This window comes from Sulfurimonas sp. hsl 1-7 (assembly GCF_030577135.1).
GTDB lineage: Bacteria > Campylobacterota > Campylobacteria > Campylobacterales > Sulfurimonadaceae > Sulfurimonas > Sulfurimonas microaerophilus.
This window is the reverse complement of record NZ_JAUIRR010000001.1, coordinates 419297-432915: the sequence shown is the minus strand read 5'-3', so window position 1 is coordinate 432915 and position 13619 is coordinate 419297. Positions and strand designations below refer to the sequence as shown.

General features: G+C 35.6%; 14 protein-coding genes. 3 read left to right on the top strand and 11 right to left on the bottom strand.

The window, feature by feature from the left end:
- Positions 1 to 83: 83 nt before the first annotated feature.
- From QWY88_RS02090 to QWY88_RS02080, 3 genes are all read left to right on the top strand, one after another.
- Positions 84 to 764 carry a MerR family transcriptional regulator gene (locus QWY88_RS02090; RefSeq protein ID WP_304543557.1) on the top strand — a complete coding sequence of 227 codons (681 nt, stop codon included), beginning with the start codon at positions 84 to 86 and terminating at the stop codon, positions 762 to 764.
- A gap of 68 nt (positions 765 to 832) precedes the next feature.
- A complete protein-coding gene (locus tag QWY88_RS02085) occupies positions 833 to 1246 on the top strand; it encodes a thioredoxin fold domain-containing protein (RefSeq protein ID WP_304543555.1) in 414 nt (137 codons plus the stop codon).
- Positions 1234 to 1773: a hypothetical protein gene (locus tag QWY88_RS02080; protein ID WP_304543553.1), complete on the top strand. Its 540-nt coding sequence runs from the start codon at positions 1234 to 1236 to the stop codon at positions 1771 to 1773. The genes QWY88_RS02085 and QWY88_RS02080 overlap by 13 nt, the downstream gene beginning before the upstream one ends.
- Here the strand turns inward: QWY88_RS02080 and QWY88_RS02075 are convergent.
- The 11 genes from QWY88_RS02075 to fliP form a co-directional block, all read right to left on the bottom strand.
- On the bottom strand, positions 1770 to 2813 hold the full coding sequence (locus tag QWY88_RS02075) for a coproporphyrinogen III oxidase (protein WP_304543551.1): 1044 nt from the start codon (positions 2811 to 2813) through the stop codon (positions 1770 to 1772). The genes QWY88_RS02080 and QWY88_RS02075 overlap by 4 nt on opposite strands.
- Complete coding sequence (gene mog, locus QWY88_RS02070; RefSeq protein ID WP_193114607.1) at positions 2813 to 3346, bottom strand: molybdopterin adenylyltransferase; 534 nt, start codon at positions 3344 to 3346, stop codon at positions 2813 to 2815. Before mog ends, QWY88_RS02075 begins: the two co-directional genes overlap by 1 nt.
- Positions 3347 to 3534: 188 nt before the next feature.
- Positions 3535 to 4059, bottom strand: a complete 525-nt coding sequence (gene bioV / locus QWY88_RS02065) for a pimelyl-ACP methyl ester esterase BioV (protein ID WP_304543548.1) — start codon at positions 4057 to 4059, stop codon at positions 3535 to 3537.
- A gap of 6 nt (positions 4060 to 4065) precedes the next feature.
- The gene (locus tag QWY88_RS02060) at positions 4066 to 5703 is read right to left on the bottom strand and encodes an AAA family ATPase (protein WP_304543546.1); all 1638 of its coding nucleotides are present in this window, start codon (positions 5701 to 5703) and stop codon (positions 4066 to 4068) included.
- Positions 5690 to 6937 carry a tRNA (N(6)-L-threonylcarbamoyladenosine(37)-C(2))-methylthiotransferase MtaB gene (gene mtaB / locus QWY88_RS02055; protein ID WP_304543543.1) on the bottom strand — a complete coding sequence of 416 codons (1248 nt, stop codon included), beginning with the start codon at positions 6935 to 6937 and terminating at the stop codon, positions 5690 to 5692. The genes QWY88_RS02060 and mtaB overlap by 14 nt, the downstream gene beginning before the upstream one ends.
- Complete coding sequence (locus QWY88_RS02050) at positions 6937 to 8589, bottom strand: mechanosensitive ion channel domain-containing protein (protein WP_304543541.1); 1653 nt, start codon at positions 8587 to 8589, stop codon at positions 6937 to 6939. The genes mtaB and QWY88_RS02050 overlap by 1 nt, the downstream gene beginning before the upstream one ends.
- The gene (aroB, locus tag QWY88_RS02045; RefSeq protein WP_304543539.1) at positions 8589 to 9638 is read right to left on the bottom strand and encodes a 3-dehydroquinate synthase; all 1050 of its coding nucleotides are present in this window, start codon (positions 9636 to 9638) and stop codon (positions 8589 to 8591) included. The genes QWY88_RS02050 and aroB overlap by 1 nt, the downstream gene beginning before the upstream one ends.
- 73 nt (positions 9639 to 9711) lie before the next feature.
- On the bottom strand, positions 9712 to 11118 hold the full coding sequence (locus QWY88_RS02040; RefSeq protein ID WP_304543537.1) for a COG3400 family protein: 1407 nt from the start codon (positions 11116 to 11118) through the stop codon (positions 9712 to 9714).
- Positions 11119 to 11121: 3 nt separating this feature from the next.
- Positions 11122 to 11763 carry a hypothetical protein gene (locus QWY88_RS02035; RefSeq protein WP_304543535.1) on the bottom strand — a complete coding sequence of 214 codons (642 nt, stop codon included), beginning with the start codon at positions 11761 to 11763 and terminating at the stop codon, positions 11122 to 11124.
- Between the two features lies 1 nt (position 11764).
- A complete protein-coding gene (trmA, locus tag QWY88_RS02030; protein ID WP_304543533.1) occupies positions 11765 to 12874 on the bottom strand; it encodes a tRNA (uridine(54)-C5)-methyltransferase TrmA in 1110 nt (369 codons plus the stop codon).
- 7 nt (positions 12875 to 12881) lie between these two features.
- The gene (gene fliP / locus QWY88_RS02025) at positions 12882 to 13619 is read right to left on the bottom strand and encodes a flagellar type III secretion system pore protein FliP (protein WP_304543531.1); all 738 of its coding nucleotides are present in this window, start codon (positions 13617 to 13619) and stop codon (positions 12882 to 12884) included.

The following is a 13619-nucleotide window of genomic DNA, read 5'->3' as shown; positions in this document are numbered from 1 at the left end:
TCATTTTTAAATAAAAAGTGTCAAGTTACACTTAACGATAAAATTATATGCTATAATTCTTAACTTTTATTTAAAGGCAGTGTATGGAGTATAAGATCTCTGAAGTGGTTGCAAAAACCAATGTTCCTAAGTCAACTATTTTATATTATATTAAAGAGGGTTTACTTCCCGAAGCAAAAAAGATTAAAGCTAATGTACATAAATATAACGATGAACATATAGAACTGATCAAATACATTAAATATATGCAAGAGAGCATGGGAAGCTCAATAGAAGAGATTAAACTAGCCCTAGAGAAGAAAAATGACTCATTCTCAGGTTCATACACTATGCTAGCACCCCTTATGAGTACACTCAGCGGTGACAATGGGCTTGAGCACTACACTAAACAAGACTTCATAGAAAACTTTGAGATTGATACAGAGTTATTAGATAAATTATTGGCTGACGGTATCGTTATCCCTGCTCAGGAAGACAGTTTTACAAAAAAAGATGCTTCAATCATAACACTGGCTGAATACTTCTTAGAGGTTGGTTTAGATTACGAGATCTTAAAAGAGTATATTAAACATGCTAAAGAGATTGCAAAACTTGAACAAAAGATGCAAAAAACTCTTTGTAATATAAAAACTGAGGAGAACTTCTCTTTGTTGTGGAAAATTATGTTTGAGACACTCTTTAATGCAAAAGAGTATATCTTTAACCGTTCGACGTATGAATTTTTAAGAGAAGCTCTTAAAGAAGAGATCGAGACCAATAAGTAAATAACTGATAGTTTTGTACAGTTATTACATATTAAGTTTAATTTATAATTTTAGGATACAATGCAAATATGAATTTTTATAAGAAACTATTATTATTACCATTATTGTCAATTTCTTTATATGCCAATTATTGGGATGATTATAACCTTTTTGCAAAATATATGGGATATGAAAGAGATTACAATAAAGCAATTACCATTGCTAAAAAAGAGAAGAAAGATCTTCTCGTAATTTTAGTAAGCGATGGTTGCCCTTTTTGTCACCGTCTTGTAGATACAATACTTACAAAAAAAGAGATACGAGAATATATCAACAAAAAATATATCAAACTTATTATAAATAAAGATACAGATAAAAACTATCCTAAAAACCTAGTAAGACCGTTTGAACCAGTCACATACATTATAGACGCTCCTAGCGGGCAGATTATCGATGAGATTGATGGTTGGCAGGAAGAAGAGAGTTACTTATGGCACCTTTAATCAACCTTCTTATTGCTTTGTCTATAACTTTATTCAGTTTTGGATGTACTCAGCAAAAAAACCTTTCTTATTCCCAGCAGATAGAACAAAAAACAAAATACTATTCTGCACTAAGTGAAGAGGAACAAATTAAAGCAGTTACAGAGTACTGGTGGAAAGTGCAATTTATACAGGACCCTTCTTATAATGTACAAAAAGCAGCACTGGAAAGTTCTCCAAGAGCTATTGAAGAGATTAACAATCCAACTAAAGAGATCCAGGTTCTTGCAGTTAATAAAATTATGAAAGACGGCAGTTTTAATATAGCATTAACTAAATTGATAAATACATTTACTGAAGAAGCGCAAATAGCTGCTGTAAAACATAATCCTCAAATTATTCAGTTTATCCCTTATCCTTCAGACAAAGTACAATTAGAAGCGGTAAAAGTGAATCCGTTTGTTATTAAAAACATCATTAATGCAACAGAGGAAGCAAAGCAGGAAGCAATTAAACGTAACCCAAGGGTTACAAAATTTTTACGCTAATTTAACAGCGATCCGTGATTTGCAACGGTTGGAGGAATAATTGCACCTGAAGCTTGCATTGAGATAGCTTCAGGATTTTTCTTATAATGTTCGCGTACTGCATTTGCCAGTTTAGTTTTCACTGTTTCGTCGACATCAACAATACCACTGCCCCCTAATGCTTCTACAAGATTCTCAACAAGTTGATCTTGTGGTTTTGGCATTAACTCTATCCAGCTTTTTAACAGCTCTACATCTATTTGAGCAGGAATAGAACCCATAATACCCACATCGTTTTGGTTATGTACCAAAAGTCCCGAAGTTGTTCCGCGATCGAGCGTTAAAACCTGGAATAAATAGGTTGTATGATATGCCAGCTGCTCTTTTTTATCTTCCTCAGATACTTCCGGATTGTTTTGTATAGCATTTGAGATAATTTCAATATATTTATCTATTACCTTTTTTCCAAATGAAAGAGCAAAGTTTTTATCTATTACAAAGTCACCGCTGCTAAAGTTTTCAAGATAGAAATGACTTACTCCGCGTGTTCTATTTAAAACAGGGATTGCAAAGTAACGATCACCTTGAGCACTCCCCTCTTCATAAAACGGACCGCTAGCATCTTGAAGCATTGTATCAAAAGCTTCTTGATCGGCTTCATTTACGATCGAAGGATTAAGGTCTGCCATCAATCTCCAGTACATCTTCCCATCTCTCATCTCTGTAAGTGAGATATGCATATGCATTGAAGGTACACGAGGATTTTTTGGATGGATAATCGTAGAGATAGCCGTTGCTGAACTCAGCTTTTTCGTTGCATCGTCATCATAATGTACTTGAGAGACATTAACAGACCCGCGGTTAAAGATCTCTTCATCACGTGCTTCATAACGGCTTCCGCCACCGTGAGCACCGTTATCTCTTAACCATTCAACTCTTTCAAACGGTTTATCGCTGCCAAACTGCTTACTTACATCTCCTAGTTTCGTTGCAAAATAACTTTGTAACTCTTCTACTACCGCTAAAGCATCTTTAGCAAACTCCGACTTTGCATATACCATTATTTTGCCTTTGGTCTAAATGCTTTGATCACGTCTTCGTTTGTTTCAATGTACGGTCCTTCAATAAGGTCAATACAATACGGTACAGCAGGAAAAACTGCATCTAAACACTCACGAATAGACTTTGGTTTACCCGGTAAATTAATAATTAAAGACTTTCCGCGAATCCCTGCCGTTTGACGAGATAAAATAGCCGTTGGAACATACTGAAGACTCACTTGGCGCATTAATTCACCAAAACCTGGCATCATCTTCTGACATACGTTTTCAGTAGCTTCCGGAGTTACATCACGAAGTGCTGGACCAGTTCCACCTGTAGTTACAACCAAACAACACCCTTCATCATCACACAACTCTTTCATTGTCGCTTCAATATGATCTTGTTCATCAGGGATACATCTGTAAACGATCTCAAATTCGCTTTTTAAATAATCTTTCATAGTATCTTGAATAGCTACACCTGAAATATCTTCGTAAATCCCTTTACTAGCTCTGTCACTAGCCGTTATAACACCTATTTTTATTTCACTCATATATTGTTTCCTTCAGATAAATTTATATGTATTTATATTATTAAAACTCCGAAGACGAATCCTCGCTTCGCTCTGAGCTTCTACGTTTTAAAAATATAAATACACAGCCCATAAATTTTTAGAGTCTAAATGGAGAGGCTCAGACCGCAGGGAGGATTTGTCCTCGGAATTTTGACTCTAAAAATTACTTAACACAGCTGTAAAAAATGATTTGCTTTTTTAAATGAAGTCACATTCGCAACTTGTCTAAAAAACTGGTAAGCACCCTCTGCATCTATGATCTTATCTTCAAATCCTAAATAGACTTCAATTACAACGCCTGCATCTACAATCTTTTGTAACTCTTCTAAATCCCATTCATACTCAAGTAACTTTTGAAGATCATCGATCGTGTCATAGTCATTTAGCTCAACTATTTTTTTCTCATAAGGAGCAAAACAAGAGCTTATAAAATTCTCTAAATATAACTCTTTGTTTTTTTTGTATGACATTAGCTGTAAACGCTTGAACTTCTCATCTTTTGTTTGAAAAAAAGCGGGTGAGAAAAGTTGTAGAGTATCTACTCTTTTGCTCTCTTTTAAACACTTTTGAGTATACTCAAACGCTTTTATAGCACCGTAACTAAAACCACATACACAAACTTCACTCTTTTTGATAAAAGGTGAAAAAAGATACTGCTCATTTTGCAGCGAAAAACCACTAAAAAACTTCATATAAACCTAACGAAATAACTTTTTGATCTCATTTTTAGTGATGCTTTCTCTCTCATATAAAACACTCTCTATCTGCTCGATCAAGTCACTGTTTGATTCTAAAAGTGTTTTACACTCTCCATAAAGTCTGTCTAAAACATTTTGCTGCTCGTTTGCATCACCAAGGATAGATGTACTCATACCGTACTCATCACACATCTTTCTTACAAGCTCTTTTGCTTCATCAAGGTCTTGCTTTGCACTGCTTGCATGTTGTTGATATTTTAGATCACATGTTACTACACCTGCTAAATGCATCTTCACCTGCGCTTCAAGATCTTGTTGTAAAAAAGCTTCATTGCTAACAGGTAAAAGCTTTTCATTTGAAAGCATTAACTTCTCAAACGGAAGATCAAAATATGTCGCTATTAATGCTTTTCCTGCTTGATATGTTACGAGATACGACTTTTGTTTATCGTTAAGCATCTGTAACTTTTTCTTTCCAAACATCACCTTATCTTTTACCTGATAAAAATGCTCGATATTTACCTGAAACTCATTTTGACGAAGTGCTAAAAGTGCCGCTTCATTCACTAAAGCGGCTAAAGCTGCACCGTTAAAACCTACAGTCATATCTGCAACTTGCAGTGTGTCTACACTGTGAGGTACTTTTGAGAGATATTTCTCTAAAATAGACGCACGCTCTCTTTTAGTTGGGAGTTCAACAAAAACTCTACGATCAAAACGTCCGGCACGAAGAAGTGCAGGATCAAGTACACCGATGTTGTTTGTTGCGGCAATAACTATTACACTGCTTGAAGCTTCAAAACCGTCCATCTCAGTTAAAAGCTGGTTAAGTGTCGCTTCCCTTTCATCGTTTCTCTGTCCGTCACGCTTTTTCCCAACGGCATCTATCTCGTCTATAAAGATGATACTTGGAGCATTTTTCTTCGCAGCTGCAAAGAGTTCATGAACACGTTTTGCACCCATTCCCACATAGATCTGTACAAACGATGCACCACTTTGGTAGTAAAACGGTACACCTGCAGCATTTGCCACAGCTTTTGCGATCATAGTTTTACCCACACCAGGAGGTCCTACAAGTAATACACCGCGAGGCAGGCGTGCACCGAAACTTTTATAGCGTTTCGGATTTCTCATAAAGTCTATGATCTCTTCAAGTTCAATCTTTACATCGCTGATTCCGCCGATATCATCAAAACTTACATCCGATTTTATCGCTTCTATCGGTGCAGAGATCTCAGGTTTGCTAGATGTGTTACGACTTATCCCCTCTTTGGAGATCTGAAATCCATCCCTTTTTTGTAAAAATCTTAATCCCATAGTTCCCAGACCTAAAAACAGAACTAAGAAGAGAATGTAGATCAGTATGTTTGATTCGCTTCCCACTTCCACTCTATAATCTGTAAACATTTGAGGGGTAACTTGCGAAGAGGCTATTTTAAAGTATCCACTATCTGTTTTTAGGTACACATACTCCTCTGTCGCTACAACTTTTGTTACATCTCTATCCTGTAAAAGTTGTGTAGCTTGTGAGAGTGTGATACTATCAGCATTATCACGAAGGATTGCAAAAAGAACCAAGGCAATAATAAAAAATGCTGAAACAAAAAGTGCTATACGATTTTTTTTAGACTCTAGCAAAATTAAACTCCTCTTTTACTTGATAATCGCTCACAGTGATCCAGTTACCAAGCAGATCTTCATCTGAGTCTATCACAATTTTATTGAAGTGTTGATCAAGCCCGTGATAATATCCATCTTTAAAAGACTCTACAAGAACGTCAAGCTCGCCGTTAAAAGCTTTTCTAAAATCGTAATTTTTTTGATTTACCAAGCTCTCCAACTCATGAAGTCTCTCTTTGGCAATTTTACCGTTTACCTCCGGTTTCATTGTAGCTGAAGGTGTACCGTCACGTTTAGAGTATGTAAACGCATGCAGGTGAGTTAAAGGAAGATTTTTTACATTCTCCATCGCCTCTTTCCATAGCTCAGCGCTTTCTCCTGGATGCCCTGTAATAAAGTCAGTCCCTATTGTATACCCTTTATCACTTAAGAACTCAAAAAGTTCTTTGTCTTGTTTATATACATTACGTCTGTTCATAATTTTCAGCATTTGAGGTGACGTGTGTTGCAGAGCGATATGCAAGTGTCTCTCTAACCAAGGTTCATCCAAAATCTCTTTAAACTCATCTGTGATTTGAATTGGTTCCACACTTCCTAAACGGATGCGTCTTACACCTCTGATCATTCCCATACGCTTTAGCAGTTTTGCCAAAGATGTTTTTGTATCTTGTCCGTATGAGCCAAGGTTTGTCCCCGTTAAGATAAACTCTCCAAAACCGTTGAGTGCCAGTTTTGAAACCTGTTCAATAATACGCTCTTCATCCATGCTTCTTGCATCACCGCGAACGTAAGGGATGATACAGTAAGAACATCTAAAGTTACACCCCTCTTGGATCTTGATAAATGCACGAGATTTTCCTACAAATTCACCAACTACGGCATCATCAATATGATTTAGATCACCCTTCTCATAAAAAGGCTGCTCTTGGTTAAGTAGAAAATCGATCTTTTGTTTCTCACTCTGTCCAAAAACACCGTGGATACGGTTCTCTTTTAAAAGAGATTCCCCTTTTGTGTGCGCCCCGCAACCAGTTAAAAAAAGTTTGGCACCGCTGCCGCTTTTTTCCACTTGAGAGATATATGAGCGCACATGTGTATCTGCCCCGTTTGTAACGGTACAAGAGTTGATTACGATCATATCTGCTTCAGATTCATTTTCCGTAATCTCATACTCTTTTAAAGCACTCATCATTACCTGAGAATCGTAAAGGTTTGTTCTACATCCAAATGTTTTAAAATAAACTTTTTTCATTATACTAACTCATTTTCATGTAGAGCTGTCGGTTTAGCACTTCTCATATCTACATGTAGTTTTTGTGTTGGGTATGCAATAGTAATGTCATCCTCTTTATTAAAAGCGTCAACTATCTCTGTTGAGATCACACTTCTTAACGTTAACGTCGCATATGCATTTGTTAAGTACCAAGCTTCTACCTCTAAACCGTTATCTGCTATAAAAGAGTAGATTCTCGGTTCAACATTCGTGTTTTTCAGACTATAGTGCTGACGCAGTCTGTTTAACTGTTTTCTTGTAATATCAGTATACCCTTTTGAGTATTTCTTTGTGATCTCTTTTACCAGGTACATCGCTTTTTTATGGTTTGAATCAAAAGTGATAGTGATTTTAACTCCGTCCCAAACAGTTTTTAAAGAGTTGTGCGTATAGTTTGCAATCATCTTTGTAAATACATAGTTGTTCGGAATGAAGATAATTCTTCCCGCACGTCTGTTTGTCATTACAGATGTTAACGTCACATCTTCGAGTATTGTTATACGCAAAAGTGAAATATCAAGTACATCTCCGACATACTGCATCCCGTCCATATCTACACGGATTCTGTCGCCTACGTGGATACTACCTCCAAATACGATCACAAGCCATCCAAGGATACTCATAAACCAGTCTTTCATCGCAATGGCGATACCGGCTGAGGCAAAACCTAGGATAGTTACAAGATAAGAAGCATTTTCAATATAGTTAAAAAATACGATCAAAAGAATAATCGTAAAGTTTGTAAATGTAATGATCTTATTTGCCATATAAAATCGTTCATTGTCAGTGATATATTTTTTAACGATTAACTTCAACACAAAAAAGATAAAAAAGACAATTAAAATAGCAATACCGATTTTTGCAAGTCTGTATACCTGAGTCTCTACAGACTTATTGATATTAACTGCCGTAATATCTAAACGTTTTTGGTACACTTCAAGTGTAGAGCTCATTGTATCAAGTGCTCGCTCAAATCGTAAAAGCTGCAGTTGAATCTCTTTTAGTTCATCCCGATACTCTTGGTTACCAACCTCTGCAAGTTTCTGATGAATTTCAACCTCTTTTTTCAAAATTGTAATAAGTTCTGAGAGATTCTCTTTTTTCTTTTTATACTCGTCTAGGTTATTATTGAGTGTTTTAATAAGCGATAAACCCGTAAAGATATCAAACGGGTTGTTGATCTCAGGAATTTCTTCTATCTTCGGAGGTGTAATTAACTCTGAAAACGGTGTATAGTGTTCATCTTTGAGTTGTCCGATCTGACTTGTTAAGATACTCTCTTTTGCAATAAGGCCGTTAAGCTCATCTCTCTCTTTTGCACTTTTTGCATTTTTAGAGAGCCATTTGATTCTCTGTTTGATTTTATCCAAGTCATCTTTTACCCGAAGCGCTGCAAGATATGTTGCATAACTTTTGATCCAAACATTGGCATCTGAGATTGAAGAGTCCAAATCTTTAAGTTCTTGCTCGTAGTTTAAGATTTGTTGTTCCTTATCAAGGGTCATACCATTCTCAGAGACCTCTTCTCCTTGTACCTGAATATTGGTTGTTGGAACAGTCACATTATCTGCACTAACTAATACACTTTGTAATAGTAATAATACACTACAGAACAATAAACTTTTTTTCATTAGCGAGCTCCAAATTGTTCTAAAACTGCTACTACAGTTTCTTTAGCAATATCATCAAGCATTTGTACCCCGCCGATACCATCAGCCAAGATAAAAGTTATATTTGCATCTGAACTTTTTTTATCTAAAAAGAATGTTTCGTAAAAAGCCTCTGTATTGCTGATAGGATAACTTGTCGGGAGGTTATACTTTTTAAGTACATTTGCAACTCTTAATGCTTCATCTTCACTCATAAGTCCAAGTTTTATAGCGAGTTGATTTGCCATAATGATCCCGATAGCTACAGCTTCTCCGTGGAGATATGTTTTATACTGCGTTTCATTTTCAATTACATGCCCGAAAGTATGCCCGTAGTTAAGTGCTGCACGAAGACCACGCTCTTTTTCATCTTGAGCTACTACCGAAGCTTTCGTCTCTACTGCCTGCTTAATTGCCTCTTGCAGTACTTTAGGATCTTTAAGATCAGCACTCTCCAGATACTCAAAAAACTCTTTATTAAACGTTACTGCCATCTTCACTATCTCGGCAACACCTGCACCAAATTCACGACTTGGAAGTGTAGTTAAAAAGTGAGGATCGATATAAACCGCTTTTGGTTGGTGAAAAGCACCTACAAGGTTTTTACCGTATTTATTATTCATACCTGTTTTTCCGCCTACACTTGCATCAACTTGAGATAAAAGTGTTGTAGGAATCTGAATAAAATCGATCCCTCTTTGGTAGATACTCGCTGCATAACCAACCATATCTCCAATAACACCACCGCCAAAAGCTATTAACATCGATTTTCTGTTGAAACGGTGGTTAAAAAGTGATTCTAAAATAGTATCTATACTTGCTTGATTTTTATACTCTTCACCGTCTGGAACCGTGATGATATATAACTCTTTTGCAGAGATCTTTGAAAGAAGGTACGAAAGGTGTAATCCTGCTACCTTTGGATTGGTAACAATCGCTACTTTTGTATCTAATTCAATTTGCGGTAATTGATCAATTGTGATTGAGTAAGAGTTGTCTATTACTTGTTTAAGGGGTATGTTTACTTGCATTATCTATCCAAAATTATTAATTATGTTAGATAATACTTAATTTTTACTAAAAAAGCGCTAAATTGAGTAAATTTTAGAGCTGTACCGGGATAAATATTTGATGATAATCATCAAGTTTAAAATAGAGTCTTTCGCTATCTGTAGAGAACAAAGAACTCATACGGTGTTTTGTAAGTTTTGCCGTAAACGGAAGGATCTGAATAAAGTTCTCTTTTTGCTTTAATACTTTGATCGGATTCTCTTTCTCTTTAAACACTTTAATCGATTTTGAGAAGATAGTTGAAAGGTTATTAAAATGCTCAATAACCTGTTCTTTATCATCTTGGTGCTCTTGGAGATAGTTGTAAAGTTCAAGGTTGAAGTTCATCTGCTCGGAGATATCGAAAATAGTTGCCGAGATCTTTTCAAGGTCTCTATTGTCAGACAAGATCAGCGAAGCATCTTTAAGTGTACTGAAATCCCGATTTGCAAGTTTTAAAACAGGTACATGTGCTTCATAGAGGGCTTTTCTAACATAATAATCGGCAAACATCTCACCTGCAACAAGTACTAAACCGACATGATATGCTTTTATATCGGAAAGAAAATTTTGTTTCAGATCGACGCTCTCATAGTCTATCTCTATTGAAACATCCATACTTCTGTAATCTTTTATATACTGTAAAAGTTCTATATCTGATGGGTTTACAATCTTAATGACGAGATTGTGCTTGAGCTTGTTATGAACGTAAATCGCACGGCGTACCAACTTTTTAATGTTCTCTTTTGCTACGATATTCATATCGATAAAAAGTAAAATATTTGAACCAAACGGCTCAGGGAATTGTCCGAGCTCCTGTTTAATCGCACGGTATACAGACTTCAGTACGGCAGGCTCACCAACAAGTAATAATAAATCATTTGGCTGAATCATTCTACGGCGCGAAGGCATGATCAATTTTCTGTTTCTATAGATCGCAACAATACGCCAGTTTTTCTGCTCAATAACACCCATATGACGATATACAAAAGAACTTCCAAAAGGGACGAGCACTTCCATAATTTCACCCTCACCTATTCCAACGTTTTGAGCGATTACGGGAACATTTGGAAGATAATCTTGTAAACGGGAAGCTAAAATCTCATTTGAGTTTACCAAAACCACATTGGCATCATGATTGATCATGTTCCACTGATTTAAAACAATAATACGCAACTGTTTTTTAATGTTTCGGATATTTTTGATAGTATTTTCAACATCAGCCTGATTATCCATAGCTATAACAACTTGGATAAACTCCATTTTTAAAATGTTGGCCAACTTGTAAAAACTTGTCGGATCAAATTCAAAAAATTTAAATCTTGCAGGATTGACACCTTCATAAGTGAGAGCTTTTGTTTGAACAATATAATAGATATTTTCGGTAGTATATGTTTCACTTACCCTTTGGATAAAGTGTTGTCCTATTATGCCGTCGCTTATAATCAGTATCTTTTTCATTGTTTAGTCTCTTTTCAAGGCGTGTGAAGCTTTTATCCACATCGATCTTTTTGCTTTTTGCCACTTCCTATCTACAAAATACCCGGTAATTTTGATCCAACCCTCTACAGCTAACGTTGATGTAAAAGAGGTGAGTTTTTCCCATCTGGCTATCTCTTTTCCATTTATATCTGAGTAGATGACACTCTCTTGTTTTAGTCTGTAAGTAGTCGCTTTTGTAGTTCTTTGTCCAGATTCTCTCATTTTTAATTCTGGAAAAGGATTTATTTGACTTTCCAAATTACACTTATCATTTATTTTGGTTTTTACTATTTCTTTTTTTGGAAGCTTTAATCTTGCTATCTCTTTTTCTTTGTCTTTCAATATACTATTCATATATTTTATTTGGTTTTCCAAATTATTTATCTTGTCAACATAGTTCTTGTTCTCTTTATTTTGAGAACCGCTGTTTTTTAATTCCGTCTGTAATAATGCAGCTTTTTGTTGTTCATCTAAAAGTTTTACTTGACACTCTTGAAGCTTCTCTTGTGAATGGTCATAGTTTACTCTTAGGTTTTCAATATCTTTAACAATAGAATCAAGCCTCTGCATCTCATCGGCATTACTTAAAGATAAAACAATAAATAAAGATAAAACTAACTTCATCCTAAACCTTTTTTACAAGTTTTACACCCATCTCTGCATGATGTGTATATGGGAATTGATCAAAAAGTGCCATAGATTTGATCTCATGTGTTTGAGTGAGTATATCTAAATCTCTTGCTAATGTTTCAGGGTTACAAGATATATATACAATATTATCAAACTGAGAACTAAATTTACAAGTAAACTCATCCATACCAGAACGAGGCGGATCAACAAAGATAGAGTTTATGTTGTAATCCTCTATATTTATATGCTGCATTCTATTAAACTCACGAACACCGTTTAAAGCATCTACAAACTCTTCAACACTCATACGGATAAATTCGATGTTTTCTACACTGTTAAGTGCCATATTCGCTTTTGCCGCATTAATAGAGCTTTTAGATATCTCCGTAGCTAAGACCTTGTCAAATATTTTTGCAAAAGGGATTGTAAAGTTTCCTGCACCACAGTAAAGCTCTAAGAGATCACCTTTGTGATCACTAAAGGCATCCATAGCCCATGCAATCATCTTTTCATTGACTCTTGAGTTTGGCTGTGTAAAAGAATTTTCTATATAGTTAAATATATAATTTTGCCCTTTTATATCTAATTTTTCTGTTATATAGTCCTGCCCAATTACAAGCTTTTGTTTTCTAGCACGCCCTATTATATAGATCCCAAGATCTTTAGCAATCTCAGCAGCTGTATCTTGCCACGCCTGATCGAGCTGTCTGTGGTAGAGAAGCGATACAACTATCTCTCCGTTGCTAGAACTTAAAAAGTCGGCTCCAAAAAGTTTAAACCCCAACCCTTTTTCATCTATAGCTTTTATAAGCTTTGGCATAAGTTCATTTATGTAAGTGTTTACCTGTGGACACGTGTCTATCAGTACTACACCTTTATGCTCAATATGGTTCATTGCATAATGGATTTCATCACCCACATGCCAGATTTTAAACTCACTTCTTGAACGGTAATTTTGTGTAGGAGATTCGAACACCTCTATCGGGTTGCTAAAAAACTTTACAAAGCGCTCTTGATTTATATCTACTTTTTGTTTTAATTGTGATTCATAACCACCTTCATATACTCTACAAGCACCACACTCACCAAAATGTTTACAATTCATCTTTATCCTATTTTATACTCGCTATTAAATTTCCAATTAAAAGATTCCAGCCGTCTATCAAGACAAATATAAGTATCTTAAACGGCAAGGATATCATTACAGGCGGTAACATCATCATACCCATCGACATAAGGATAGATGCGACTACCATATCTATTACCAAAAACGGTAAGAAGATCAAAAAACCTATCTCAAATGCAGTTTTTAACTCACTAATAACAAAAGCAGGAATTACAACTGAAAGTGGTACATCTGCAACTGTTTGAGGGTTTTCCATCTCACGTATTCTTAAAAACAAAGCGAGGTCTTTCTCTCTTGTGTTTCTAATCATAAAGTTTTTAAAAGGCAATGTTGTTTTCTCAAATGCCTCTTCATAACCTATTTTTTCCTCTACATAAGGCTTAATTCCCTGCTCATATGCCTTAGTTCCCACAGGTTCCATTACAAAGAACGTAAGAATCATTGCCAGTAATACTAAAACCTGTGTAGGTGGTACTTGCTGTGTACCAAGAGCTTGTCTTAAAAAACCAAATACAATTACAAAACGTGTAAAAGTAGTCATTACCATCACCATTGACGGTGCTAAAAACAGTAATGTTAAAACAAGTAAAACATTGAGTGAAGATACTAACTGCTGAGGAGTATCAGGAGCAGAAAGGGATAAATTAACCGTAGGTATAGTTACACTTTCTGCTCCGAATGATGTAGCTACAAAAAGCACAAATAATGTAAAAAATTTTACCAT